The following is a 25,662-nucleotide window of genomic DNA, read 5'->3' on the forward strand; positions in this document are numbered from 1 at the left end:
TGATTAGAATGGCTTATCCGTTAAAGGGACTGACTTTACATTTACACTCTGCGTTAGCTAACCAAGGTTACTCACAGGGTGTAAATACACCCCCTGTTAATTCTTGGTTTGATTTAGCAAGAAAAGGGCATAACGGAAGTTTGATAAGTTTTAACTTCTCGCAAGATAAGACTTGGACAGGTATGAATATACCTACGGATCCTTATTCGCTTTACTTTAACGGCCTTAACAATCACGTGGTAATCCCTAATCATTTGGAATTACTGCCAATAGACTCAGGTTTTACTTTTGAAACTTGGGTCAAACCAGTTAAGTCAGGTTATGTGGCATCTTATGGTGCGGGAAGTGAACGAGGGTTTTCACTTTATTTTGACTTAGATACTCGTGAAATTCGGGTTCAAATAACAACAGAAACAAAGAAAATGTCTTTTGTTTTTGCTGAAGTTAACGTAAAGGCTTGGCAACATGTAACTTTACTGTATGACGGGGAACGTTTATGGGGTATGATCAATGCAGCTCCGCAGGGATTTAGCTTACCTGTATTGGGAGAATACGTTAATACAACAGCCCCATTAGTATTAGGTAAATCATCAACAGCAAATAATAGTTATTTTGAAGGAAATATAGCAACTTTTAGAATATATCAAAGGGCACTTAGTTGGGATGAGGTAACGAATAGTTACAATGCAGGTTTTCTTATTACCGACAATAAAAGTGAACTATCTTCTAAGGGATTAGTATTATGGCGTGATGAGATAGAAGCTACCTTAAATGTAAGCATAATGTCGCGAGCAATAGCGAAATATGAGACAGCCAAAGTAGATAGTCAAAATTTAAAAGGCTTCATAGATATTATGAAACCTGAAGATATGATAAGTTCTATTATAATTAATCCAAGTATTAGAATAGCCGCTAACTATGAGATTGATAAATTTGGAGAAGAAGATTTAGTTGCTACAATTAGTGTCACACATTTCCAAAAAGATTTAAGATGTACATTGAATATCAATCCTATCAGTTATATGCGTTCTGAATATAATATGGAGGGTTATGGATCTAGCGATTTTAAATCAGAAATTAGAGTATGTACACATAACAATCTATTTTCCAATATATCTATTAACCCTTATGCCAAATTAGTAGGCCATTATGAGATTGATGAACAATATATTTCAAGTTTACTTTCTGAAGTAAATGTATTGACGTATCCTGCACATTTAAAATCAAACATTATAGTGAATATGAAAGAAATTCATTTGTCTGCTAAGTATGAAACGGACAAAGCTTCATATCATGATTTTAAAGGTGCCATTTCTGTAACATATTTTAAAGATTTACCTTCCAATATTGGAGTTAATATAAATGTAGATAGATTAGTAAGGGCTACATACTTTACTGAGCCTTCGTATTATAGTGATCTTTATTCCGAGATTTTTGTAATGGGTACGAATAACTTGGAATCAAGTATACACATCTCTACTAATTCATATATAAGAGCAACCTATGGAGTAGATGGTATTACCATTAGAGATTTCCTTGCAAATCTTACTGTAAGAGCTGTACAGGAACTTCCCTCTACTATTAACGTAACGACCCGTTCATCCATGAGAGCACAGTATGGTATGTCTGGGATTATCATAGATGATTTGGTTTCAAAAATTACTATTACTAGTCTTTCAGAGCTCGATGGTACCTTAACGGTAGCTGTAAAAGGAATAATGTCTGCCAGCTATGAAATTTCGCCAATCTTTATAGCAGATTTACCTATGGATTTAGGGATTAAAGAGTGGAATGAATTATATGGAGACATGTTCATTAATTTGAAAAACAGTATGATGGCTACCTATGAAATAGCGCCTATTTATTTTGAGTGGTTATCATCTAAGTTATCGATTAGAGTAACTGAAAATTTACAATGTAAATTGTTTGTCTCTAAGCCATTCGTATTAAGGGCTAGTTATGGCATGATGGAAAGGCCAAAGTTTAATATGAAACTGTATCCGAATAAGGATGCATTTATTCGTGAATTTTTCCCGAAATTAAACTATGGTTCAGAAACACAGATGTATATAGGTAGGACTGGATCACCGTTTCCTGAGAAATATCGTTCCCTTGTGGGATTTGATATTTCAACAATACCTACAGTAAATACTGAAATAGGTAAAGCTATTTTACGACTGTATTATGATGGGAGAGGACAAGGTTCTCAGTCTGTTCAGGTCATTGAAAGTAATAGTCAATGGAATGAAACAGGTGTAACGTGGGCTAACCAACCTCAAGCTGCAATAGATGGATTTTCTGTAACTAGAGTAATAGGTGGAGCAGCTGGATACGTAGAGTTTGATGTTACGCAGTTAGTTAAGCAGTGGCATATATATGAAAAACCTAACCTTGGTTTCTTAGTGCGGGCAGTAGAAGAGTCCGAAAATTTATCTAGAGGATTTTATACAAAAGAAGCAATCGAGCGAAGACCAGAGTTAGAAGTTACATACTATGACATGCAGATATATTCTGATGATCATGCGTATATTTCAGCAGAAATCACAATTATTCAGAATAAGGTAAAAGATTTAATTGGTAACATTCTTGTTAGAGATAATAAAGGATTTGGTAATCTATCATCTAGTTTATATGTTCATCAACCTAGGGAGTTAGAATCCCGAATTTGGATTAACCATCCACAAATTATAGGTAGTATTGTATCTAGACAAAAAGATTTTAGTGAAATTCTTGCAAAAATAGCTATTAAAACAATAGGTGCATCTGACCTTGATGGTTATATTCGTGCCAATGAAATAGAAAAACGTTCGAGTATTTATGTTCTTTATAGAAATGATTTGAGCACTAATATTACCGCTCGTGTATGGGGGAACCCTATAGTTAATGGTGGGCAAATAGCCTCTACTATGAGTATTACTGAAAATAATAAAGTCTCTAGTGTTTATGTTCTTTATAGGGATGATCTCATTTCTAATTTTGATATAAGAGTATGGTCTAATGATACTGACTTGCAAAATAATCTACTCATGGAATTTGAAATCACACGTAGTTTTGAGTTGCCTGGTAGTTTAGATGTTAAAGAGCGAGTTGAATTAGATAGTACAATTGGAATTAGGGTTGAAGAATGTACGGATCAACATTCTGAAATGTACGTTAAGTATAGAATGGATTTAGAAGGTTATGGTAACATAGGAAATCCTAATTTAAAAACGTACATTAATGTTTGGGAGAAATCTTTATTAAATGGCCATGTAATTGCAAGACAAAATAATGAGAACAATCTTCCTGCGACTATTCATATTCCGCTAGGTGGGTGGGAGGAAATTCCTTCTTCGATTAATCTACGCATGATGTATGATGTTCCAGGTATTGTAACAGTAAACTCAGGTAATTTACAATCGTTTATTACGATTCCTATTAATGCGCAAAAAAATCTGGTTTCCATGTTAAATGCGCGAGTGAGAAGAAGCTCAGATTTAGACAGTATATTTGAAATAAATTCAGGTAACTTCTATTCAGAACTAACTGTAAGAGCTATAGGTCATATAGATTTTAGAGGTTATGTAAGAGTTAAACAAAATACTGAAGATAGGCTTCCGATTAAGGGGTATGTAAGGCCTTGGGTTAACTTGTTCTCTAGTATTACTGCTAGTAAGCCACGGTATAGAGATTTAGCCTCTTCTATTAGAATAAGACAAACTGGTGCAGTGATACTAGAAAACTCTATTGTAGTAAGAGTATGGGGTGACTCTTGGCTTGATGGCGGACAACTAGATGGAACAATAGCTATTCGAATATGGGATAACCAGAATCAAGAATCGAGTATTAGTATTAGACGAAGTGCTGAAATCGGATTAAATGGATTTATTCAAGCTAAACAAGTTAGTGATTTACCTTCCAAGATTGCCGCAAGACAAATTGCCTTAGCAGATTTAGCTTGTGAAATAGCTTGCTATGATCATTTTAATTTGTTCGGGAACGCTACTGTACGAGTATGGGGTGATTCTCAAACAGATGGTGGTTTACTTAATGGTAAAATTACCGTAAGACAGTCTTCGAATAGTAATCTTGTTGGTTTAGTTGAAGTATTTGAACATTACAGTGTAAATTCCACGGTTATTATAAGGCAGAGTGATAAGGAAGATTTAAGTAGTACAATTGCAGTAAGACGATCAGCTGCATATGATAAACTTGGAACAGTAGCTGTTAGACAGTCCGATAAAAGTGACTTACAAGCTTATAATTTCTTTGTAAGACAAAGTGATAAATCACAGATATCGGTAACAGCTTTAATTAAGCGTGTTAGCAATTTAGAGAGTAGTATTGAGGTCGTAACAGCATATCCATATGCCTATATAATGTAAAAGAGAAAAGTAGCCTACCATTTCACTGGGTAGGCTATTTTTTATGATTAAATTCTTATAATTTCTATTGAATAAGATAATAAATTTATAAATATATGAATCATATAAATTCTTATGATTTTGCTGTAAAAATCAATTTTCATTGTCTAAAGAACTTTCAATGGTCTAATTAAAGTAACTTTTCTTAACGTATTGTGTTGTAGATAGTGTTTCTCTAAGAAAAGTGTAATCTTTTTATTTTTGAGTAATGTTAGAGGGAATATATAAATCTTCTACTTAAATTGTTTAATAGCGTAAATATTTCCAATGTAGAAAGTTAGTTTTATGTATAGTGACATGAAATTTTTTTAACTATTCTATGTAAGAAGCTAGATAAGACTCAATGATAGAAAGTGATAACTGCCTTAAGTTATAAGGATAAATGAAATAGGAATACGTTTTATCTCTAACAATACATGGAGATAAAAATTTTGAGCGTATTTCATGTGTAACATCTCTTTACCTTGTAATAATTCACATTAGGTTATGTCTAAGGTAGGAGAATTTCTAAAAGTAGGAGGCTATTATATATGCCTAAACAGGGAAAATACAATCTTGTTGAAATTGGTTTGATCAGTATAGCACTGTGGTGGGCAGTTCTATTGTTATCTCCCATTGCTACATTTAAAAATTCTGTATACAGTACTATGGAGCAAGTTATGCCGGAACAGTTATGGGGCATGCAATGCTTATTTATATCTTTCTTCTTATTATATGGGGTGGCTACAGATAATAAGATTATTAGAAGTATTGGATTGTTAATTTCTATTGGATTTTGGACATTTGTTTCCGTTTCCTTATGGTTAAGTGATAGTGCTACAACAGGTACAAGTTATTTTGTTTGGGCACTTATGGCCGCAGGTCTCTATCTTAAGCTGATGAAAGTAGGTGACGGTTAATGAAAGATAGTTTAATTTCTGCAATTGCTTCTGTATTAGGCATGTTTATTACAGGAGGTTTTGGTTACTTAACTTCTAAGAACAAACCAACTTCTAACACCAGTATCGATACAAGTACAAACCGTCATTCTTTATCTGATGACGAAAGGCAGTTTCGAATTGAACTCAAAGATATGATGTTAACATATCAAAATCAGGTGAAAGAACTAACTCTAGAGGTTGCTAGATTAACAAAAGCGAACCTTCAATTAGAAGTACAAGTAAGACAATTAACGGCTCGTAATGAGAGTCTGGAAACGCAAGTGCATGAATTAACCACTGCGAATAGAGAATTAAAAGAAGAGGTACAAAGGAGACGCAATAGTATTACGGAATAAGGTGACTCATGGGAAATGCATTCAGAATAATTAGTTATTTCAAAGGCAAGGACTACCTCTATCTGTTTTTATATTAAATATATTTATTATTCTAAGTAAATGTTAAACCATAAAATATTCTCCTTATAATAATGCAAATCAAGTGTTGCAATACGAGATTGATGTTCTTCATTTTATTCAGGCATGAGGAGGTCTTGATGTGGGATTTAAGAAAAAATTTGAAATTGAAACGGATTATCTGGATGAAGGATCAACCAAGCGTCCTGGTAATCGCATTTATGTTCAATTTATTGTTGCGCATGATATAGAGCATCCAAACTTAACAGCAAGAGAAAGTGTAGATTATTATCAACGTACACAGAATCAATCAAATACTGCGGTACATTTTCTCGTAGATGATAAACAAATTATTGAATGTATACCTGCGGTGACGCATGAACCAGAATATGCCTTTCATGTAATTTATGATGTTAATACTAGTAATGCATTATATGATACATGTGCTAATAATTCTGCCATCGGAGTGGAATTATGTTACGGTGAAAAAATTGATAAGGTAGATTCGTATAAGCGCTATGTTTGGCTACATGCTTATATTTGTTATAAGTTTGGACTAAATCCTCGCCGAGATATTATAGGGCATGATGTACTAGATTCTAAGCTGAGAAGTGATCCCACTAAAGGATTAGAATATGTAGGGAAAAGCTTTAATCAATTCATTATGGATGTAGTAGACGAGTATGAAAGTTGTACAAAGGGCACCAATTTGATATCTAAACAGGTGTCAGTCAAAAATGGAAATTTATATACAATACGTTCAACCGATACGCTTCAGTCTTTAACCACTCAATTTGGTATAAAAGTAGATTGTTTAAAAAAACTAAATCCAGAACTGGACATCCATGCATTGTATGAAGGACAAAGTATTTTAATCGAGACAGGTTCACCACAATTAGGCAAGAATTACATCAACTTAGAACTAGAAGAGTATATGAGAAGTCCTCCTGTTCGACCATATCCAGGAAAGCCTATAAAACAAGGCGATAGGGGACGGAATATAGAGGCGATTCAAAGAACATTAAAAGTGAGTGTTGATGGCATATTTGGTAAGGAAACAGAAGAAAAGGTTAAAGAGTATCAGCGGAATTCTAGTTTCTTATCTATTGATGGTGTAGTTGGTATGCAAACTTGGTATGCACTATTTTAAATTGGAGGAATAGAAAATGAATGACCTTTTACAGTCAATGCTAGAAAATGGAGCATTGTTAGTGATTTTAGCAATTCTAACAGAATCTCTTACAGAGATTCTAAAAAACATGATACCTAATAGAACCATTCAAGATCGTTTCACGTATCTGTTATCTATTTTGGTAGGTATTTCTTTAGCATTTGCTTTTAATTTAAACTTCTTTGACTTGAATGGATATGGAAAATATATATCCATGATATCTGCAGGATTATTGGCAAGTAGAGGAGCAAATTATGCGAATGGATTTTTGAAAAAATTTGATATTTTACGTTAAAAAAGGATGGGATTAAAGTATGGGATATATTGTTGATATTTCAAAATGGAATGATAATATTAATTGGGCTGTGGCGGCAAAAAATTTAGATCTTGCTATTTGTCGTGTGCAATATGGTTCATTGAAACGTGATAAATTGTATAATCAGCATGTGCAAAAATTAGAAGCATATGGCGTCCCGCATGCAGCATATGCTTACGGGTGTTATGTAAGTGTTAATGATGCAATTGTGGAAGCAAAAGATTTTATGGCACGAGTTAGTCCAAATGCTAGATTCTTAGTGTTAGATGTAGAAGATGATACACTCGCAAGTTGTGGACCGAGCAAATTAGCTGCAGCATCTCAAGCATTTATTGATACATGTAAAGCGGCAGGATGGAAAGTTGGTTTATATGTAAGCCATCATATGTATGAAAAATATGGGTTAAGTAATGTAAAAGCTGATTTTTTATGGGTTCCACGCTATGGAAATAAGCCGAAATATAGTTGTGATTTATGGCAATACGCAGACAATACAACAGGTGGGTATGTATCTGGAATTGGGAATTGTGATGTTAACCGTTTGAATGGTGACAAATCTCTTAAATGGTTCTTGGGAGAAGAGGAGAACAAAACGTTTTATCGTATCTACCTTGGTGACTTTAATACGTCTGAGTGGAAGGATGCCACAATGAATAGAGTAAAAGAAATTCTACCTGGTTATGGTTTGTGGGAGGAAAATTTAGGGGATGATAATTATCGAATTATTGTAGGAGATTTTAATACTAAATCATGGGTTGATGAAACATTTAATAAATTAAAATTAGCTCTTCCTAACTATGGTATGTGGATTCAAGAAATTTAATAAATAAGCGGATTCTTTATTAAAAGAATCTGCTTATTTTTATGTATAAATAAAATGATTTTTAAGAAGTTGTATAGTTTGAATCTTCTGTAAATTAATGTTATATACTTTTTTAATTAAGTTTTATTGCGAGCAATCATTGCATTCAGATAGGTTTTGATCTAAGCGGCTTATAGCTTGTTGACGAATATAATATAAAACTCGAGAGCTATACTTGCTTATATTGTAACCACATACATCTAATAAATCTTTGAGTTGTTCTATATTCATTATACAGTTTAATTCGATCATTTCTTCTGCAATTAGTCCTATTTCACTTTCATATTTGGACAATCGTTTTGACTCAAAGTTGTTATCTAACTTATTCTTTATACGGTTTAAAGCACGATTAACTGTCATTGGATAGACATTTAATTTTTTTGCTATCTGTGAGTTATTGTTACCATCCATAATAAGGTTGATTACTTGAGTTTCAAATTCGGATAAATCGGAGTTTTTAAGTAGATTTTCTACATAGATTTTATCCATTACTTTACTTTCATAACCTATTGAGTAATCCTCGGGTTCAAAGCTTTCAAGTGAATTTAAAGAGGTTAATTCTGAAGCGAATCGAAGAACATTTTCAATGCGCTCTACAGTAACATCAAGTAATTTTGCTAATTCTTCAGCTTTTGGAAAATAACCTAGTTCATTTTCAACTTTCTCCATTTGTTTGAGTAGATCTACTGCACTTCGACTTAAGCGTACAAGTCTAGAATCATTATAGAGTAATTGGTTAACTTCCCATATAATTGGCCGATAAATATAAGTAGTAAACTTAATTCCTTTATTAAAATCAAAATCTCTAATTGCTGTAATAACAGCTATATAAGCATGTTGAAGTAACTCTTCTTCATCCACGTTAAATTTGTTTTTCAGGGATTCAATGCTTCCTTTATAGTGAGCAATGATTGAGAAGAGAAATTCTTTATTTTCATATAAAAGTTCAGAGAGTAAATCAGGATCCTCTTGGCAAGCTTTCAATAACACATTGTTATGTAAGTCAGGTAGATTATCTTCTCTAAGGTCAATATATCTTTGGGAAGGCACTTTAATTCACCCCAACTCTATTAACAAAGAAAAAACTTTTGGTTAATTTTAGGATGTAAGATTGTGGTAACGAATCAAAGTATGAGTTTAACTTTAACTTATCCAAATTGAAATATAATAGCTTTATTAATTTGTCTTTTGTCATTTCTAAATCCTCCTGTTTGTTGAATCTGCATACTAACTGTCGTTATGAGAAGTTAATAGGTTGCGACGGAAAAAGTAGAAGGATTTAAAAAAGGGCAGGAGAAAATATAGGTTTATTGAGTGGATAAACGGAAGACACTTGTAAGTATCGAATTGAAGGTTAGCAAAAAACTATTTTCATTTTAGATTTTTAAAATCTTACAACTATTTTTAGGGATATTTCGATAGCTATTATGAAAAAGGAGGAGTAATAATTCTGTTTTATTCAAACAAAATTTCAGTTAAACAAAATTCAAAGCAAAGAAATTCTTTAAAGAGTAACAAAGCTGTTGAAAGTTTGCTTTTCTTAGGAGGTGAAGAAAGTGGCATTGACTCCACATGGTGATAGAATATACTGCGATAAAAAATTGGAGGATGTTATTTCTATTTTAGATGAAAACCTAGAAATTAAGATCGATGGAATTGTATACAATGTCATATTAAAGACAGGTGAATATAAAACTTATCATGAGCAATTTGAAAGTGAACTTCCTGAAATGATTACAACTATTTTTCGAGATAATAACATTCCTTTGTTTTGTAAATTAGGTGGGATATATGATTTTTCTAATAATCGTACTGTATTGGTGTTTGAGCACATGGATACAAAGAAACATCATGATATTAATTTAATTGGCGGCTCAGCATACAATTTGTTAATTGGAAAAGTATTAAATACGGAACCATTTGCAGATGGTACTTATTATAAATTTATGGAGATTCATAGCAATATTTTAGTGGTATATCCTGATATGTCTCAAATAATTTCTACAATATTAACAAGACAGTATGCAAGCTATACTCTTATTGGAACAGCTATTATTAGAAAGAGTATGTTTGACGAAATAAAAAGCTCTATTTATGTTGCAAGTGCATCGCGCTTAGAGGGAAGTATTTCAATTCGTAAATCAGGTACCTCTCATCTTAAAGGAATCATATCAATACCTATAGATGCTTCCCATGATATTGGCTCATTTTTAATTATTAGGAAATAAGTTCGCAACACTTTAGTTAAGTAAAACGACTATAAATATATGACTGTATGAGATAAATCCCATATCAAACTAATTAACCTATTGAAGTTTTAGAGTAAGATCAGGTGTAGATGAAAGATTATAATCCAGGAGGTATTTAAATATGAAAATAAATAAATTTAATGTTTCTGCGGTTTTTTATTTTAAAAGTGGTAATTCAAAGAAAGTTGATTGGCTGGAGGATAAGTTAATAAAAAAGTTAAAGAGTGAGACACAAGAAGTAACTGAAGGTCTTAGCTTAGAGGAAGCAGATGTTTTTTTTCAAAGTAAGTTTAAGGAATGGCAGGAAAATGGTACTACTATTATTCGAAAAAATGCTAAAGGTGAAAATTCTATCATATCCTTTGCAGAAGTTGAATATATGACCATGTTAGTTAGCTTAGCCAAAGATATCTCTCTAGCTACAACTGAGTTGAATGAAGATGTTTCTAAAGCAACAAGAAGTATTCAAGAACATCCTGCATTTAAAAAATAATAATGAACAGGGCAGCATCATTAAAAAATTACTTTATAGATTTGAAAATAAAGAGTTTTTCTTTTGGGAAGTTAAACAATATGACTATACAAAAGGCTAGAATTATTCTAGAAAAAATTAAATAAAAAATTTTGTAAATCCTTATAATGAATGCGATACAAGAGGGAGGAGGATGAAATATGAGGGCAAAAGAAATTTTAACGAAGTTAGGCACTTTAGAGCAAAAGAGAGATGAGGTAAGTTCTGCATTAATTGAGACTTCCTATAGAGAAGCAAAGTTAGTTTTGGAGGACTCTCTAAAGAAGTACCAGAAGAAAGTTGATGCTTTTCTTAATACAGAATTCGAGCCTTTATCATCAACAGCTTTTCTAATGGTTTCCCACAAGAATTTAAATCTCAACACGGGTGATCAAGTTCAGTTGAATGTAGAAGCCTTAACTAGTGATGGGGTTACAAGGAATGTTACTGCTGAACTTCGTCCGGCCATGTTATTTAAAGATATAGATAATTTATATAATAATAAAGGTTTAATTACAACGGTAGACATTAGTAATTATAAATACGAAGAACGAACAGTTGAAATAGTAAAGACTACCAATGGTTTTGGTGTGGGTGATGATAGAGAAACACAAGGATTACAAGTTATAGCAACGAATAAACGAAATGAATATCGAATTGTAAATTTAAATGGTGACTATTTAGGGATTACTTTCCAAACAGATGGTAAAGAAGAAGTTGGTGATAACTGGTTAATTTATGTATATTGGGCGAGTACAGGCACTACTTATTCTGTCAAAGATAAATATATAGCAAAGGTGAGCCCTGAAGGAATTGTAACAGGCCTTAGTGGAGGAACTACAGATATAGTCATTACAAATGGGGTGCATGAAGTATTTTTACCAATTACAGTCGTAGGAAATGAAGCCCCTGAACCACCAGCTATTACTTCTGTGAATAATATGGAAAGTGGAGTAGAAGTTAGATTTGATTATAGTACGTCACCTGATAGTGGGACTTATAACATTTTTGTAAATGGTGTATTAGTTTTAACAGGTGTTGAGCATTCACCTGCTAAATTAGATCATAACATTTTTAATGATAAAGTATCTGTAATTGAAATGACGGCAATTAATTTAGAGGGTAAAGAGTCTGAAAAATCTAATGCATTTCAATATAAACCATTAGATGAATTACCGACTACTTAAGATTTTTTAATGTGAATGTAAAAACATAGTACAGTATTTTTCATAAGGAAGTACGTATTATAGCAAGTTTAATATTTAAATTTGCTATAGAAAAAAATCGCAACTAAATTGATATATATTTCGACTACTATAATACCAGTATGAAATAGGAGAGGTAAACGATATGGAATTATCTAAGAAAATTAGTCGATTAGTACAGTTAATTCAAAGTGGCGAAAATTTGTCCATTAGTATCGACATTAATTCCAGACTTGCTAGAATTTGTGACATGGATTTTTCTATGGAAGAACAAAACAAAATTATTAATGGTCATATTGATAACACATGGCTAGTCCAATGGTTTAATTACTTGCGAAAGGCAATAAAAAAAGAATTAGAACAAGGTGAAAATAATGCCTTGAAACATGTAGATTTGCTTGAGGTACAACATTTGCAAGTAAGAGATAACATTGAGGAAAAAAGTCAATTGAATAAAAAGGCTAAGAATGCTTCTGAATCAGTTTCTAATAATGAGGCAGATATGAGTAGAAATCTTTATATTGCGGAGCTGGAAAAGAGCTATCGTAATATGGAGAATCGGCTTAAAAAAGCAGAAGATTATGTGAAATATTTAGTGAAACAACTAAATGTAAAAAATGTAACGGAGCAAAACTTACAGTATCCATTACATTTTTCTAATAGTAGCAACAAAATAGAAAATGCAATGAAAGTTAAGAATAAAGAGATTCAAAATGTTATTGATGCAATGAAAGATATTGAGGTACCTTATGGATCATTTATAAATCATCAAATTAACGAAGTGATTATAATTAAAATTCATAATGATTCAGGGATTAATTATATTGTATCAGGGGATTATGATTCAGCAATTTTAGTGTAGTTAATAAATGAGATTTAGAGGATATGATTTTAAGGTTGGTGATAATTTAATATGCTATTAAATACATTTACAACGGATCAGTGGAAAAAGCATAGAGAAAACCTCGCTAGTAAGTTAAAGGAGATACATATAGAACATTCCATTAAACGAATGGTAAGATATGATTCCACTTCACTTGGCTTACAAGATTACCATCTTTCTTTGGTATTTGATACTGAAAAAGAACGTCTCTATATTTGCAATAAAGCATCTAAAAGAATGATTGAAAGTACTTCTATAAGACGTTTGCAGGAAATAGAAATGGTGTTAGTAAATTGGTTAAAAGAAATAAAGGAAATTATTAAATAAATTTATATGAGGATTATGTTTAGGTTGAGGAGATATGGATAATAAAAAAGTTAAAATCTATAGATATTATACAGGTGGAATTTATCTCGTTACTGGTAAGGGAAAACAAACAGGAACGGATGAAGAAATGGTAATTTATGAAGATGCTAAAGGAAATACTTGGATTGAACCTCAGAGTACTTTTATGGCGGATATTGAGGTATGCGGAGTAAAAGTTCCTCGCTTTGAGCATTTAGGTAATTTCTATAAAAGTAATTAAGGAGAGGGTTAATTTGTTAGGCAAGCGAAAATATATGGTTTCTGGTCATGATGCAGAAGGAAAATATGTAGAAAAAGAAGTTTGGGCTAGTTCTGCTCGTAATGCATTAAATATTTCTCAAGAGTGGAATGACGGTAATACATTTACGGTAGCTCGTAAGGTTGGATGCGGCTGTGGTGGAAATTAAGTAGACATAAATGTATGCAAATATATAATTATTTTATATTAATATACGGTATAAAGGATTTATTGGCGTTCTTCCTTATAAATACTTTACAGGAGGTAGGAATAAAATGTTTGAAATTAATACAGTTGAAGAATTTAAAGAAAAGATAGTAGAAGGGTTTGTTTTAGTTTATTTTTATACTACTTGGTGTGGCCCCTGTAAAATGATTACACAGGATATTAAGGAATTGTCAAAAGAAATTGACGATATTAAATTTATTCAAGTTAACGCTGATCAATTTTTAGATATCACTAAATTGTGTGAAGTTACTACGATTCCAACGCTTCTGTTTATGAAAGATGGTAAAAATATTGAAAAGAAAGTTGGATTTACTCCTAAGCAAGAAATTAAGGAGTTTATTGAGGCTAGTAAATTAGCAAGCCAAATGGAGGCTGAAGAGGAAGTATTAGAAAAAGATGCTTAAAGTGAGAAGAAACATGAAAAGGTAATACCACAAAGGTGTGTCATTTGACACACCTTTTCCTATAATGGGCTTACTATATTTGGTTAGGAGGTTACAATCGATATGCCTAAACTCAAAAGTATTATGAGATATGTTAAAGAAATAGATAAAATGATTAAAGATTTGCGTAAGGGTATGGCACATAGCCATCCATATTCAGTAGATGCTTTACGGCAATATGTAGATGAATTAGAAGCTATACGTGAAGTAATCATGGAATCAGGACTTGAATCTGGTGAAAACTTGGATACATTAATGTATAAAATCAGGGAATGTATAAGGGAGTGCGTGAGACCTTCTTATGCACGAAAACCACAAGTTTTACCTTATCCAAAACCGGATCCGTGGGTACCACCTGTTACAGTCACAGGGGTTAATATTATTTTCGTTGTGGATATTTCTGAATCCATGTTTGAAGGAGGGGGCCTTGAACCTGGAGGTCGTGTTAGAAATTTATTAGTTGCCACAGCAAATGAAATCGAACGTTATGCTAAAGCTGCTAAAATCCCATGTAAAGTATCATTAGTGGCCTACGCTGATCCAACAGACAGAGCAGGGGAGAATAGACCGAACTTTTGGAGAATTCTACTGAATAAAAGTGTAGATGTACAAGGGTTAGCACAAGCATTTTCTGATATTGGTACGCTAACATTTAAGCGAGGATCGGATTTCCCTGAATCTGGTATGTCTGCAATTTATCATTCGATTGATCAAGTGATAGATAAAAGTGTAGTAAATGGTAAACCTGTAGAGAATTCTCTTATTCTTGTATCAGATGATAGACAAAAGTTAGAGGGCAGTAGCGAACCTTCACATCGCCTGTATAAAGAAGTTACATACGATCAGGTTGATGGAAAGCTAAATAGCCTTAAAGTATTTAATCGTTATGCGTTAGTGCCTATGAAAACTATATATACAGTTCTTCCTGGAAGAAAAGGACCTGGGAAAATAGGGCCAGGGAATTGGAATAGTCCTATCATTCCTTTCTTTAGACAGTGTAGAGAGTACTTCCATGTAAGTACTTTAAAAGATGTAAGCGATTGGATCACTTGGACATTAGATCCTACTAAGGCTCCGAAAAAAAAGTGAGGAGGAAGTGATAATGACAATTAGATTTGGAGATTTGTATGAGGAGATTTTAGCTATTGAAGATGCTATGCAGCGTATGAGAGACGATATAGCTAGTTCAGATTGTTCCTCTATTACAAAATGTCGTTTGGAAATAGAATTAGAGATGCTTGAACAAAAATTATATGAATTAGAACGTACAAATATAGATTTTGAATTATTAAACTTTGTTACGATTATAGAATCTATTGAAAGATGCTTTAATTGTATTGATATTCCAGGTGAATTATCTCATGATATAGCTCCTGCACCATATGATACAGCAAGCAATTGTGGGGGGAAAAAGAGACAATTATCACTTAAAGATATTGAATTAATTAAAGTATTTGAGATGAGTACTAGAAAGCCTGACAAACGACCAAATGCATTTGAATTTGTTAAGAGTGCAATGCCGTATAAAATTCTCACAATTGCATCAGAGAAGTATATTGTAACGTATGACTCGTTACGTAACGGTATTGCGGTTAAAGGATTTAATAAGCAAACAGGGGAGTCAGTAACGAACTTTGGAAATATTTCTAGAATTGATGTGAAATTAAATGACTCGGCACGGCAAAAATATGGCATAGAATGGGTAACTGCATGTAAGGTTTTATTAACAACACCTACACCAATGGTTAGTCTGGCACCTTTGTCGTTAGCTATTGATGGTAACCCAAGTACTATGCCTAGGGTTGAATATACAAATGAGGCAGAAGTTGAAATGGTATTTCAATTTTTTGTATAGATAATTAGAAACTAAAGATAATAAAAAACGTACAGAAGTGTACGTTTTTTATTTATCTTTTTATTTCATTTAATCAAGGCGGAAATTATAATGTTTAATTTTCAAGTCATTTTCTATTTAATGCACCTAAAACTTTGAATTAAGAAAGTCGTTTATTTTCTCTTCAAATTGTTGATGAAATAATCTATTGAAATCTAAATCACTATTAGAGTACTCTCTAATTTCTTCGATTGAAAATGTACCACCCCAATATGGAGAGGTATGAATATCCGAATGAAATGTCACTCCTAAATGGGTAGAAGGTATGGCATTTAGCATGATGTTTGAAATCTCTTTTAAAACGTCTTGGGAAATATCTTGTGGTACATCAAAGATTAATTCATCATGTATTTGTAATACGATGTGTATATCATGATCTTCAAGTATAGATTTGTAATTCTCCTGTAGCCATTCAACTCTATCTAAGCATTTTGTGCCATCTGAGCGAGTGGGATAAAATAAATTCACCATAGCTTTTTTAACTTGTGTCGCAGAAGTTCCTTGTATTTTAAAGTTACAACTTTGCCGTTTTATTTTCTCTAATCTCCAATCTGAATTTTCGTTCTTAAAGGTGGAGGAAGAGGTAGCTTTTAGAATTGCTTCTTTAAAACGTCTTTTTCTACCAAACAAATCTTTTACATAACCATTAGTTAAAACTTCTCTATGTGTTTCAGCTTCCCACCTTAAAAAGTTTGGTAATTGATTTTTAAATTGATTAATTAAGGAGGTTGCTGCTACTTTTGTAATATTTAATTGATCAGATAAACCGATTTCTGTTATACCATATAAGGTCACTTAAACCCCTTAGTTTCCTAAGGGAGTGGACTATACCTTAGCAACTATTTTAAGCTGCTTCTCACATTAAGCGAACTCGTTAGATTGGTTGTTTATTAACCGCGGAACGCTATAAGTCTCTGCACCTGCCATTCGAATGAACGCTTTGGCACAGGATTGCCTTATGCCTATACACTTAGGTTTCCCTGTTTTGAGTGAGATTTGAATTCGGCAATCCATTTACCGAATACAATGCTTTTCATTTTTTTTCTAAGCAATTCAAAAGCATTTGCTAGAGTAGGAATGGTAGTACTATTTAGTTCCTTCATATTATATATCTTCAAGATATATAGACATTCTGGAGTATCTGACCATTTATTTATAAGCTGTTGTATATGATGCTGAGTCTCTTTTAGTGTCTCTCTTTTATAATTTCGAATATCCTCAAACAAGTGATAAGTAAACCCCTTAATTTGGCAAGTGATTTGACTATGTACATCTAAACCTTTCTTAAAGGCTTCAATTAGAACCGGTTCTTGTGTTACTATTGCGAGCCAACGTAATTCTTGTTGTATGTATACCGCCATTTTCATGGTACTTCAACACTCCTTAAAGGAGCCGGATTAGACTATACCTTCTGTTGCATTCCTGCAAATAATGGGCGAATTTTGTGACCACTAAGCCCATAGCCTACCGTATAAATGAGTTCGATTGATTTATCAATTCTGGTTGATAGACGACTCATTATTTTGTTAACTATGAATCGAGATGATAATTAACAAGCAGTCGTTGCACTTCTTGTCACTAGAAGCACAGGATTCGCTCCACCGTTACATGAGGGCGTTCCCTGTTTTGAGTAGGTTTAGATTAACGACTTCAGCCAACGTTTTGTAAACTGAAGTCAATACTGGTGAACAATCTACCTCTTTCTGCTCTAAAGGCCATACGTATAAAATCAGCTTTACTTGGTACTTGTTGTCATTGTAGTAATGCAAGGCTCTTTATCCTTGCTCTCTTTTTTCAAAGAGTATCGGACTATATCATCACCCTGTTGTAGAAGGGTGGATCGCTTTCGTGCTTATTTCGCCTGTTCTAGGTTAATTTAAGTAGTCTCTGCACCTTTCTAATATCCCTATTAGACTTGGCTCAGGATTGACATAGGTAATTACCCTTAGTTTCCCCTGAATTAACGATCTGCTTACACATAAAGTCACCTTTATGCAGCCCACAACTTTAGGTTTGGTGACGAGCAACTCATACGGCCTGTTTTAGTTCCTACAGAGTTATAGATAGGATGGATTTTATTATCAATAGTACCTTGTTGTTCTTTGGGTAGGGAGTCACAAAAAGAACTTATTAATTTCACTAAGCGACGATATTCTAGAATTAGAGGAATTACAGGATGCTTTGATAGATTACGTATCAGCGTTTTTCTATCTGTTTTTAGTTTGGAAATCACACTTTTGCAACCTTTGTCATATTCCATGATAGGTTTTAGAATAGCGTTATCAATATAAAGTTTTTGGGCCAAATGGGCTGGAGAATTTATATTAAACAAAGTGCTTGTTAATTTATTTACGCCATTATATTTATTTTGTTGCTTAGGTGGGTGTATACAATTATTTAATGTGATAGTGGAACCTAGGTAATTCAATATTTCTTTTTTTACGGATTGTAATTTCGTTTGGAGTATTTGTTTTACATCATTACTTAGAAATTCTTCACTAATTTTAATTCCTTTTCTTTCAGCGGTAGTAAGTACGGCTATTAAAGGCATCTCTATTTCCCTAAATAATTTATATATAGGAACAAGATTAAATTTAGGGTTTTCAAAAATTCTTTTCTGATACTCGAATACAGACTTTAGCATAAAAATATCATAGCAAGCGAAGTAGGTAGCTACATGATGTTGTAGCTGATCATAGAGTGTCTTTTCAATCATATATTTTTTTCTATCAATGGTATTTAAAATGGTTTCATTTGAATTAAGACGAGGTAATACATATTCTTTATACCATTCTTTTACACCTTTTGGATGGTTCTCATTTAATAGGTTTGCAGCTATCTCAGTATCCCAAAAGATATTATATGTAATGTCAAAATCACACCAATTATATAGAGCATGAATGTGTTGCTTACTGTTACTAAGTATTAATAAGGTATCTTTCTCTAATAGTGGTGAGAGTTTTTTCATCGTGTATTCTAGACTTAATGTAGAGATATGCTGTGATAATCCATGTTTAAAAGGCTTAATAGGTATATAAAAAAAACAGTTATCCATAAATCCAATCGTAATTGAGATGATTGAGTCTTTAAAAGGATTCGAACCAGTGGATTTCGTATCAATAAATGTATAAGCTTGCGAATGTAAGGTTTTATATACCTTATACTTGGTAATAAATTCTTCAAATTGTTCAGGTGTATGTATTAAATAGTAATTTGAAGGTAGTTTTACTGAATGATTAATTCCGTGAACATATTGATTTTGTTTTATCGTAATCTTTTTTTTCTCATTTTTTTTTATACGAGTTTTTTGTGTGCTTTCTTTTACTTCGCGCCTATTTAATAGTGTAAAAATGTCCTGATTGGATTCATTTGATTTAAAAAACAAAATTTACAACTCCTTACTTCAAAAAGGGACGAAATAATCGTCCCTTTCTATATTTAATAATAGAAATTAAAATTCCATAATGTTTTCTAAAATGGTAATTTATGATTAGTAGTTCTCAATTGTTCCTTTTCATCAAAACCTTCAGTAGCCAATGGAAGAGTAGGGGAACTACATTGAAACTGTGCTTGCTGTAAATTATATATTGTTGATGCTGCATTCATAAATTCTTGGATTTCATCAGGACTATGAGAAGTTATATATGTTGATATATCAAGCATTTCAATTTCATTAAAGTCTGGTTTCTTTAATATAGGTTCATCATCCACTGAAGTATAATGGTATGGTTTAGCTGAATAAGTGGTATCATTAGCACCTGTTCCACTTCTAGAAATAGTGACAAAGTCTTTTGTAGGATCAATCATGTAAAGATTAAAATCTGTGTGTAATTTTTGAATGTGAGTTTTCGCTAAAGAGACTAGCTTAATCTTATTATCTAATGGATCATATACACGTAATTTAATCTTTAAATTCGGATATTTACTCGGATTAACGTGACAAAGGGGGCACACACCTGTCCCTGGACAACGTATATATTTGGGTTTTAAGGTGGGTTCATAATGCTCGCGAATACCAACCAGATTTTCATACCAATCGATAAATAAAAGTGTAAGTGGTTTTTTATCTTTAAACGTAAGAAAGGTATTTCCCACTTTTAAAATTGCATCTAATCCTTTTATTGTTGTCATACTTTATTTCCTCCTTAATATATATACCGTCTCTAAATTGTTATATATAGATATAAAGTTTTATTTAAATTAACTTTGTTTATTCTGTTTATATAAATAAATAAAACTTAAGTTTTAAAATGCAGACTGTAAGTTATGAATCTAACCAATACTTAATAGTAATAATTGAATAACTAAGCTTAATAATTTTCCAGTAAAGTTCATGTAATGAAGTGTTATATATAAAAGAAGGCTGAAATCTAATAAGAAACAGATAAAACGCCTTTGAAAATTATTGTCTATGTTGTATACTAGTTGTATATACTAGACTAATTAATAGTTATCGTAATAACTAATTAAAAAGTTGCGGAATTTATAATAAAAATAAAAGTTACTTTTGTTTACAAAATGTTCTTAATTGTTTTACAATATTTTTGGGTGATTGTTGTTTGAGATAGTAGGGAACTAAGTATATTAACAACAATAAATGCTACGCAATTTCTTTAATGCTCTTGTTGAGTGCGATTTATTAATTTTAAGTTCGTTTGCGATTTCGGCTAAATTCATACAGACTCCTAAGCCGTCATATAGCATGTATTCGATAACATGTTGTTCAGTCGGAGTAAATTTATTTCTATGTATTTCATAATCTGCTTTAACAATTGAGAATTCATATCCTTGTTCGTAAGACTCTTGGCAAAATGTAGGGCAATTGTTGTCACTAGAATCGTCTTCAATAAATCCATCACAATAAAATACAGAAGTCGAATTTTGTTCTACCATTCTATTTGTATAACGATAGTAATCAACCACGGTTCTTTTAATAATTGTTTGACAGAATGAAGGTAGCTTTTCAGATGGAACTGTTGTTTGTTGAAGAGATTTCATTATGCGCAAGATACAATCTTGTTTCACATCCTCTTTGTCTTGATTTCTCACTTTAAATAATTCGAAATTAAAAATTTTAGCTATAGATTCAGAGTTTAGTATTTCCATTATTAAATCTTGAAAGTTTATAGTTGCTGTGTTCATTATATAAATCCCCTTTATTTGAATGAATTAAAATTTACTGCTTAGTAAACTAATTGAATTTGTATTTAATTTATCTAGTAATCCCATTTTAAGTAAGTCATTGGAGTCGATTTTTGAATCTTCAGTGAATTGGGGTGGATAGAGCGTATGATTGACCGTGAATCCTTCCTGTATTAATTGTTTTGTTGCTTTTTGTGTTGCATCTTTTCCAGCTTTGTCATTGTCAAAAAATAGATCAACAATCTCTATACCTGCTAGATGTAATTCGCGTATTTGGTTTTTAAATAATAATTTCCCATTAATTGCAACAGCAGGAATACCTACTTGATAGTTACTCATTACATCTATAGGAGATTCTACGATACGAACTCTTTTAATCCGATTGGGTGATGTTCGTAGTTGGTTAATTAAATGAAGTCCAAATAAAATATCTTTTTTGTTTGGTAATCCTTCGTTGATAAATTTTGAACCCTTATAATGGCTTCCAATTTTTCGTTTTTGTAAAAAGCGAAGATCCCCGTTTCGAGTACGCTGCGGAAATACTATACATTTATTTCTGACATCTATTTTTATTTCGTAAGTATCTAAAGTCTCCATGTTTATTCCACGCTGATTAATTAAATAGGACATTGCTACATTGTAAATCCCTTGATTTTTAAATTTTTCCTCATCCAATTTTTTGAGTGTTTCTTCGGATAACGTATTTGCTTTTATACATTTTTTTCTTGTAGCTAAGAGTTTTGAAATGTCTAAAGGTTTACGATTGTTTTCAAAATAGTAATTCGATAATAGGGCTTTTAATCCGTTGCCTTGCTCTAAAACAAAAGCGGTTTCAATTACACAATCTATGGTTCCTAAGTATCCACAACAGAAACAGTGTGTGTGATAGGGAGGGGTTTTAGAAATCCCAAATGATGGTCTTGTTTCTGTATGGTTCGGACAGCAACACATTATATAATTGCCGTTATCATTTTTCTTTGAAAATGCTGCATGGTTACTTTGGTATCTAAGGGAATACTGATACTTAAAACGCAAATCATCTATTAGACTTGGTATATCCAGTGATGTATTTTCGAGTATTTCTATATTTCTTGCTTTTTGCATGTATTTTCATCTCCATTATTAATACTAGAAGAACTGTTTTTCGTACTGATTGTTAATGGTACTAATCAGTCCTGTATCAAAGTTATATCGCACAATGAAACTTTGACCACTAGCATTGCCACGATTTTTTATGACCTGTACTTTAAAGGTTGTTTCATTTATTTTGATAATAGATATACCTTTGCTAGCATCTTGGAAAATTGCATAAGTTTCCCCGATATCCTCACCAGTCATCGTGCTATCAGTTAGACTTTTTTTAATTCTTTTAGCGGACTCTCTGTTAGCCTGTGCTACTACATAACCTGGAATTCCTGTTCCTAAAATCATTTCACGTACTGCTGCTGATATATCAAATAATCTTTGTCTTAAATCTCCAAAATTATTATTGGAGTTATTTAAACGTACTTTTGATAATTGATCTAAAACGAAGCGAGTATGTCCTTCAGACTCAAGGATGCGCTGTATTTCAGTCACTGAATAGGGGCGGCCACCATTTTTTTGAATATCATAGATGACCATATCTTTTTGCTTTTGCCTTAGTTGATCTAAAAAGAATATGTAACGGTCTTTTTGTTCAGCGGACATAGTACCACGTTGTATGCCTAAATTTGATACACCAGCCAGGACATGATCCCAATTTCGTGCAATTTCTTCAGCACGTTGTTCTAAAGCAAAGTATGCAGGGAAATCCCACTCGATATTACTATTCCAAGCGGACATTAACATAAATGAAGAAATTAATGTTTTACCCATGTTAGATGGTGCGAAAACAAGAAAATAATCAGTTTCTTGTCCATCACTTACTAATCCATTAGTTACTAAATCTAATGTTTTAAAACCTGTAGTCGCTCCTAAAATTTCATTTTCATCTCTACCGTGAATTGATAAGTATTTACTCTTACGTGTATCCGCCATTCCAGTATATGAGTATCCTTTGTTGTCAATATTCGCAAGTTTTAACATATTCGTGGCATTTAATTTAATATCTAAAATAGCTTCAACAGTTTTTTTTTCAGCGACAAGGTTTGCTGCTTTTTGAAGAAAGGGCTTGAATTTTCTATGTAACCAATCTTCTTTAAGGGCATCTACTACAAATTCTGTTTTTTCTAATTCGACCATTTCAAATTCTTCAAACATATTCATTACGGTTTCTATTGTTGGAAGTTGTTTTTGTAATTTCTTAAAATTTTTAATGTAATTAAAAATATCTTTATGTATAGGAAAATGTTCTTCATCAAGGCCATTTTGATCAATTGAAGACCAATCTTTATTTTCTAATATATGGTTTAATAGTTGTAATTCTTCAATGGATGGCATAATATAGACTCCTTTTCATCTAATCTCGACATAATAATCGATGTGATAATGGAAATAGTTGCGATTTTTTTAATAACAAAATACGGAACCTATGTTCGTTTTTTGAGGTGAAAAAATAGAACCTACGTTCCTTTGTGAATTAAAATAAAACGTATGTTCTGTTTTTTGCCAAAAAATAAAAGAACCTATGTTCGTTTTTGAGGCGTAAAAGAATAGAAGATTAAATCAGAACTCTAATGGAATAAAGCATCTTACTATCCAAAACAGATATTGATGCTTTATTTTGTTCTAATTAACTTCTTTTATTTTACAGGTATTTATATATGAGGATTTAATACATTCCTTCTCAATTCATAAGCTGAAAATTTAATCATGTAAATTAGTATACTATGGAAATATATTAATTGTAATACTATTTTTACATATTTATCATATTATTGTTAAATGGATTGTAGAAAGAGCTCGTTGCATGACGAGACCTCTATATAATGGGCTTCAAAATATAACTTTTTTCTTGTCTTCTATCACGACCTCCTAATTGATATACAACAGTATTAAATAACATACGAGATGTAATAATATCTCCAAGACAATTCTCTTGTTCTAATTGTTGGAGTGTAAGATTAGAAGTGAAAAATGTTGATTTTTTATTTTCCTTACGAAAATCAATCACATCATAAGTAAAATCTCTAATATAATTTGTAAATCTTCCATTTCCTATATCATCAAGTATTAGTAAGGGAACCGTCTTCATGAGTTTTACTTGTTGTAAAACTTTTTGTGTGAAATCTTCATCATTTAATTGATAAATTTGGCGTAGATCATTTGCCCATGAACCATACTTAATATAGAGTACAACCGGAGACTCAAAATTAAATAAAGAAGGATTCATTACTGATTTAAATATATATTCCATTGCAAAGGCTATAGCAGTATATGATTTACCAGTTCCTTTTTGTGGATGTATAAAAGCGAGATTATTTCCATTCTTAACAATTTCCTTAATTGAATTAAAAGTATCTATAATGTAATCTTTGTACATTTTGTTATCCGTGTCTATTATGAAATTTCTTTTATTTGCATTTTGATATTCTAAAGGAATTTGAGAAAGCTTTATAGCCTGATTAAGTAAGATATAACCGCCACACTCAGGATTTATCGTATAATCCTGTGGCAGGGGAGTAGTACCAGTTCTACGTTGGCACCAATCCCTAACGACACATTGTGCACAAGTAACATAAGGTTCATTCAATATTCACACCACCCATTATGTTTATAAATTCTTTATATGATTTTGTAATTTTGAAACTGTTATATAATAGATTGATTTTTAAATATAAAATTACTAGTCAATATTTCAATATCTAATTCTTTTTTCTCTAAAACATGAAGGAATAAAGCATTTAAGTGGTTTATTGTATTTTGCTGAATCTCCATATGATGTAATGAATATTTATTTTGATTGAGAAAAGATAATATTGAATTTTTACATTTCATAATATCCTTCCAACCATATTTTTTTGCAAGTGTATCTATTACTTCCCACATCATTTCTGATACTTTTAGGAGTGGAATTTTATCACATTCTATTATGTAGTATCGATTACTTTTTCCGCGACCTGGGACCTCTTTTTTTATAAATCCTTTTTCAACTAATTCATTAATATAACGAATAATTGTATTTATTGAGCAGGAACAAGATATAGATAATCTATAAATACTTGGGAATGCGAATTCTCCTTTTTTATAAATGTAATTCAAAATGTTTGAGTAAACCAATTTTGCGTGAGTACTTAGGCCAATACAGTGAGCTACCATGCTAGGAGTGCTTATATGCCCTTTGTTGTATGAGCTATTGTATATAAATTCTCTTTCTTTTGAATTTGGCATTGTTTTATACAGTTAAAACACCTCTTTCTATTATAAGTATCGTTTTATATGCTGAAAAAGTTGAGGGGGAATTTTAAGGAAATAAAAAATAATTCTACATGCAGATA

General features: G+C 32.0%; 26 protein-coding genes. 16 read left to right on the plus strand and 10 right to left on the minus strand.

Going from position 1 to position 25,662, the window contains the following annotated elements; all coding sequences use genetic code 11:
• Positions 1–8: 8 nt before the first annotated feature.
• From C4S65_RS15375 to C4S65_RS15400, 6 genes are all read left to right on the plus strand, one after another.
• Positions 9–4,364, plus strand: a complete 4,356-nt coding sequence (locus tag C4S65_RS15375) for a DNRLRE domain-containing protein (protein ID WP_098838315.1) — start codon at positions 9–11, stop codon at positions 4,362–4,364.
• A gap of 569 nt (positions 4,365–4,933) precedes the next feature.
• Positions 4,934–5,302, plus strand: coding sequence for a hypothetical protein (locus C4S65_RS15380; RefSeq protein ID WP_001125914.1), 369 nt, complete (start codon positions 4,934–4,936; stop codon positions 5,300–5,302).
• Positions 5,302–5,679 carry a hypothetical protein gene (locus C4S65_RS15385; protein ID WP_000655296.1) on the plus strand — a complete coding sequence of 126 codons (378 nt, stop codon included), beginning with the start codon at positions 5,302–5,304 and terminating at the stop codon, positions 5,677–5,679. Before C4S65_RS15380 ends, C4S65_RS15385 begins: the two co-directional genes overlap by 1 nt.
• A 199-nt stretch (positions 5,680–5,878) precedes the next feature.
• Positions 5,879–6,886, plus strand: a complete 1,008-nt coding sequence (locus tag C4S65_RS15390) for an N-acetylmuramoyl-L-alanine amidase (RefSeq protein ID WP_098838316.1) — start codon at positions 5,879–5,881, stop codon at positions 6,884–6,886.
• A 16-nt stretch (positions 6,887–6,902) separates the two neighbouring features.
• Complete coding sequence (locus C4S65_RS15395) at positions 6,903–7,202, plus strand: hypothetical protein (protein WP_000998965.1); 300 nt, start codon at positions 6,903–6,905, stop codon at positions 7,200–7,202.
• 19 nt (positions 7,203–7,221) lie between these two features.
• Positions 7,222–8,046, plus strand: a complete 825-nt coding sequence (locus C4S65_RS15400) for a GH25 family lysozyme (RefSeq protein WP_000540598.1) — start codon at positions 7,222–7,224, stop codon at positions 8,044–8,046.
• Positions 8,047–8,169: 123 nt separating this feature from the next.
• On the opposite strand, the gene C4S65_RS15405 is transcribed toward C4S65_RS15400, so the two are convergent.
• Entirely contained in the window at positions 8,170–9,135 is a 966-nt protein-coding gene (locus C4S65_RS15405; RefSeq protein WP_088047532.1) for a sigma-70 domain-containing protein, read from the minus strand.
• Between the two features lie 506 nt (positions 9,136–9,641).
• On the opposite strand from C4S65_RS15405, the gene C4S65_RS15410 reads away from it, so the two are divergent.
• From C4S65_RS15410 to C4S65_RS15450, 10 genes are all read left to right on the plus strand, one after another.
• The gene (locus C4S65_RS15410) at positions 9,642–10,313 is read left to right on the plus strand and encodes a hypothetical protein (RefSeq protein ID WP_090976089.1); all 672 of its coding nucleotides are present in this window, start codon (positions 9,642–9,644) and stop codon (positions 10,311–10,313) included.
• Positions 10,314–10,455: 142 nt separating this feature from the next.
• Positions 10,456–10,827 carry a hypothetical protein gene (locus C4S65_RS15415; RefSeq protein WP_090976091.1) on the plus strand — a complete coding sequence of 124 codons (372 nt, stop codon included), beginning with the start codon at positions 10,456–10,458 and terminating at the stop codon, positions 10,825–10,827.
• 179 nt (positions 10,828–11,006) lie between these two features.
• Positions 11,007–12,032, plus strand: a complete 1,026-nt coding sequence (locus C4S65_RS15420) for a hypothetical protein (protein ID WP_098838317.1) — start codon at positions 11,007–11,009, stop codon at positions 12,030–12,032.
• A 163-nt stretch (positions 12,033–12,195) separates the two neighbouring features.
• Positions 12,196–12,912 carry a hypothetical protein gene (locus tag C4S65_RS15425; RefSeq protein WP_103945284.1) on the plus strand — a complete coding sequence of 239 codons (717 nt, stop codon included), beginning with the start codon at positions 12,196–12,198 and terminating at the stop codon, positions 12,910–12,912.
• A 51-nt stretch (positions 12,913–12,963) separates the two neighbouring features.
• Complete coding sequence (locus tag C4S65_RS15430) at positions 12,964–13,260, plus strand: hypothetical protein (protein WP_098838319.1); 297 nt, start codon at positions 12,964–12,966, stop codon at positions 13,258–13,260.
• 34 nt (positions 13,261–13,294) lie between these two features.
• Positions 13,295–13,519, plus strand: a complete 225-nt coding sequence (locus C4S65_RS15435; RefSeq protein ID WP_098838320.1) for a DUF1653 domain-containing protein — start codon at positions 13,295–13,297, stop codon at positions 13,517–13,519.
• Between the two features lie 13 nt (positions 13,520–13,532).
• Entirely contained in the window at positions 13,533–13,706 is a 174-nt protein-coding gene (locus C4S65_RS34385; protein WP_176543426.1) for a hypothetical protein, read from the plus strand.
• Positions 13,707–13,812: 106 nt separating this feature from the next.
• Positions 13,813–14,169 carry a thioredoxin family protein gene (locus C4S65_RS15440; protein ID WP_098838321.1) on the plus strand — a complete coding sequence of 119 codons (357 nt, stop codon included), beginning with the start codon at positions 13,813–13,815 and terminating at the stop codon, positions 14,167–14,169.
• A 102-nt stretch (positions 14,170–14,271) separates the two neighbouring features.
• On the plus strand, positions 14,272–15,297 hold the full coding sequence (locus tag C4S65_RS15445; protein WP_098838322.1) for a hypothetical protein: 1,026 nt from the start codon (positions 14,272–14,274) through the stop codon (positions 15,295–15,297).
• A gap of 13 nt (positions 15,298–15,310) precedes the next feature.
• Positions 15,311–16,063, plus strand: coding sequence for a hypothetical protein (locus tag C4S65_RS15450; RefSeq protein WP_098838323.1), 753 nt, complete (start codon positions 15,311–15,313; stop codon positions 16,061–16,063).
• A 126-nt stretch (positions 16,064–16,189) separates the two neighbouring features.
• On the opposite strand, the gene C4S65_RS15455 is transcribed toward C4S65_RS15450, so the two are convergent.
• From C4S65_RS15455 to C4S65_RS15495, 9 genes are all read right to left on the minus strand, one after another.
• Complete coding sequence (locus C4S65_RS15455; RefSeq protein ID WP_097961813.1) at positions 16,190–16,897, minus strand: DNA polymerase; 708 nt, start codon at positions 16,895–16,897, stop codon at positions 16,190–16,192.
• A gap of 167 nt (positions 16,898–17,064) precedes the next feature.
• Positions 17,065–17,469, minus strand: a complete 405-nt coding sequence (locus tag C4S65_RS15460) for a DNA polymerase I (protein WP_098838324.1) — start codon at positions 17,467–17,469, stop codon at positions 17,065–17,067.
• Positions 17,470–18,092: 623 nt separating this feature from the next.
• Positions 18,093–19,487, minus strand: coding sequence for a DNA polymerase (locus C4S65_RS15465; RefSeq protein WP_098838325.1), 1,395 nt, complete (start codon positions 19,485–19,487; stop codon positions 18,093–18,095).
• Positions 19,488–19,573: 86 nt separating this feature from the next.
• Positions 19,574–20,233, minus strand: a complete 660-nt coding sequence (locus C4S65_RS15470) for a hypothetical protein (protein WP_000207535.1) — start codon at positions 20,231–20,233, stop codon at positions 19,574–19,576.
• A gap of 453 nt (positions 20,234–20,686) precedes the next feature.
• Complete coding sequence (locus C4S65_RS15475; RefSeq protein WP_001090549.1) at positions 20,687–21,244, minus strand: sigma factor; 558 nt, start codon at positions 21,242–21,244, stop codon at positions 20,687–20,689.
• Between the two features lie 27 nt (positions 21,245–21,271).
• On the minus strand, positions 21,272–22,348 hold the full coding sequence (locus tag C4S65_RS15480) for a toprim domain-containing protein (RefSeq protein WP_001167997.1): 1,077 nt from the start codon (positions 22,346–22,348) through the stop codon (positions 21,272–21,274).
• 24 nt (positions 22,349–22,372) lie between these two features.
• Positions 22,373–23,665, minus strand: coding sequence for a DnaB-like helicase C-terminal domain-containing protein (locus C4S65_RS15485; protein WP_001139151.1), 1,293 nt, complete (start codon positions 23,663–23,665; stop codon positions 22,373–22,375).
• A 481-nt stretch (positions 23,666–24,146) separates the two neighbouring features.
• Positions 24,147–24,917 (minus strand): ATP-binding protein, encoded by a 771-nt coding sequence (locus tag C4S65_RS15490; protein ID WP_001005177.1) that lies wholly within the window; start codon positions 24,915–24,917, stop codon positions 24,147–24,149.
• A 59-nt stretch (positions 24,918–24,976) separates the two neighbouring features.
• Positions 24,977–25,555, minus strand: coding sequence for a helix-turn-helix domain-containing protein (locus C4S65_RS15495; protein WP_001133840.1), 579 nt, complete (start codon positions 25,553–25,555; stop codon positions 24,977–24,979).
• Positions 25,556–25,662 lie beyond the last annotated feature (107 nt).

Origin of the sequence: Bacillus sp. ok061 (genome assembly GCF_900108285.1) — a bacterium.
Taxonomy (GTDB): domain Bacteria; phylum Bacillota; class Bacilli; order Bacillales; family Bacillaceae_G; genus Bacillus_A; species Bacillus_A thuringiensis_S.

Bases quoted from the DNA above. Each gene is read 5' to 3' on its own strand.
- C4S65_RS15430 (WP_098838319.1), top strand. From the start codon at position 12,964: ATGCTATTAAATACATTTACAACGGATCAGTGGAAAAAGCATAGAGAA.
- C4S65_RS15445 (WP_098838322.1), top strand. From the start codon at position 14,272: ATGCCTAAACTCAAAAGTATTATGAGATATGTTAAAGAAATAGATAAA.
- C4S65_RS15385 (WP_000655296.1), top strand. From the start codon at position 5,302: ATGAAAGATAGTTTAATTTCTGCAATTGCTTCTGTATTAGGCATGTTT.
- C4S65_RS15480 (WP_001167997.1), bottom strand. From the start codon at position 22,348: ATGCAAAAAGCAAGAAATATAGAAATACTCGAAAATACATCACTGGAT.
- C4S65_RS15415 (WP_090976091.1), top strand. From the start codon at position 10,456: ATGAAAATAAATAAATTTAATGTTTCTGCGGTTTTTTATTTTAAAAGT.
- C4S65_RS15440 (WP_098838321.1), top strand. From the start codon at position 13,813: ATGTTTGAAATTAATACAGTTGAAGAATTTAAAGAAAAGATAGTAGAA.
- C4S65_RS15375 (WP_098838315.1), top strand. From the start codon at position 9: ATGGCTTATCCGTTAAAGGGACTGACTTTACATTTACACTCTGCGTTA.
- C4S65_RS15475 (WP_001090549.1), bottom strand. From the start codon at position 21,244: ATGAACACAGCAACTATAAACTTTCAAGATTTAATAATGGAAATACTA.
- C4S65_RS15380 (WP_001125914.1), top strand. From the start codon at position 4,934: ATGCCTAAACAGGGAAAATACAATCTTGTTGAAATTGGTTTGATCAGT.
- C4S65_RS15450 (WP_098838323.1), top strand. From the start codon at position 15,311: ATGACAATTAGATTTGGAGATTTGTATGAGGAGATTTTAGCTATTGAA.
- C4S65_RS15420 (WP_098838317.1), top strand. From the start codon at position 11,007: ATGAGGGCAAAAGAAATTTTAACGAAGTTAGGCACTTTAGAGCAAAAG.
- C4S65_RS15400 (WP_000540598.1), top strand. From the start codon at position 7,222: ATGGGATATATTGTTGATATTTCAAAATGGAATGATAATATTAATTGG.
- C4S65_RS15470 (WP_000207535.1), bottom strand. From the start codon at position 20,233: ATGACAACAATAAAAGGATTAGATGCAATTTTAAAAGTGGGAAATACC.
- C4S65_RS15435 (WP_098838320.1), top strand. From the start codon at position 13,295: ATGGATAATAAAAAAGTTAAAATCTATAGATATTATACAGGTGGAATT.
- C4S65_RS15460 (WP_098838324.1), bottom strand. From the start codon at position 17,469: ATGAAAATGGCGGTATACATACAACAAGAATTACGTTGGCTCGCAATA.
- C4S65_RS15495 (WP_001133840.1), bottom strand. From the start codon at position 25,555: ATGCCAAATTCAAAAGAAAGAGAATTTATATACAATAGCTCATACAAC.
- C4S65_RS15485 (WP_001139151.1), bottom strand. From the start codon at position 23,665: ATGCCATCCATTGAAGAATTACAACTATTAAACCATATATTAGAAAAT.
- C4S65_RS15425 (WP_103945284.1), top strand. From the start codon at position 12,196: ATGGAATTATCTAAGAAAATTAGTCGATTAGTACAGTTAATTCAAAGT.
- C4S65_RS15395 (WP_000998965.1), top strand. From the start codon at position 6,903: ATGAATGACCTTTTACAGTCAATGCTAGAAAATGGAGCATTGTTAGTG.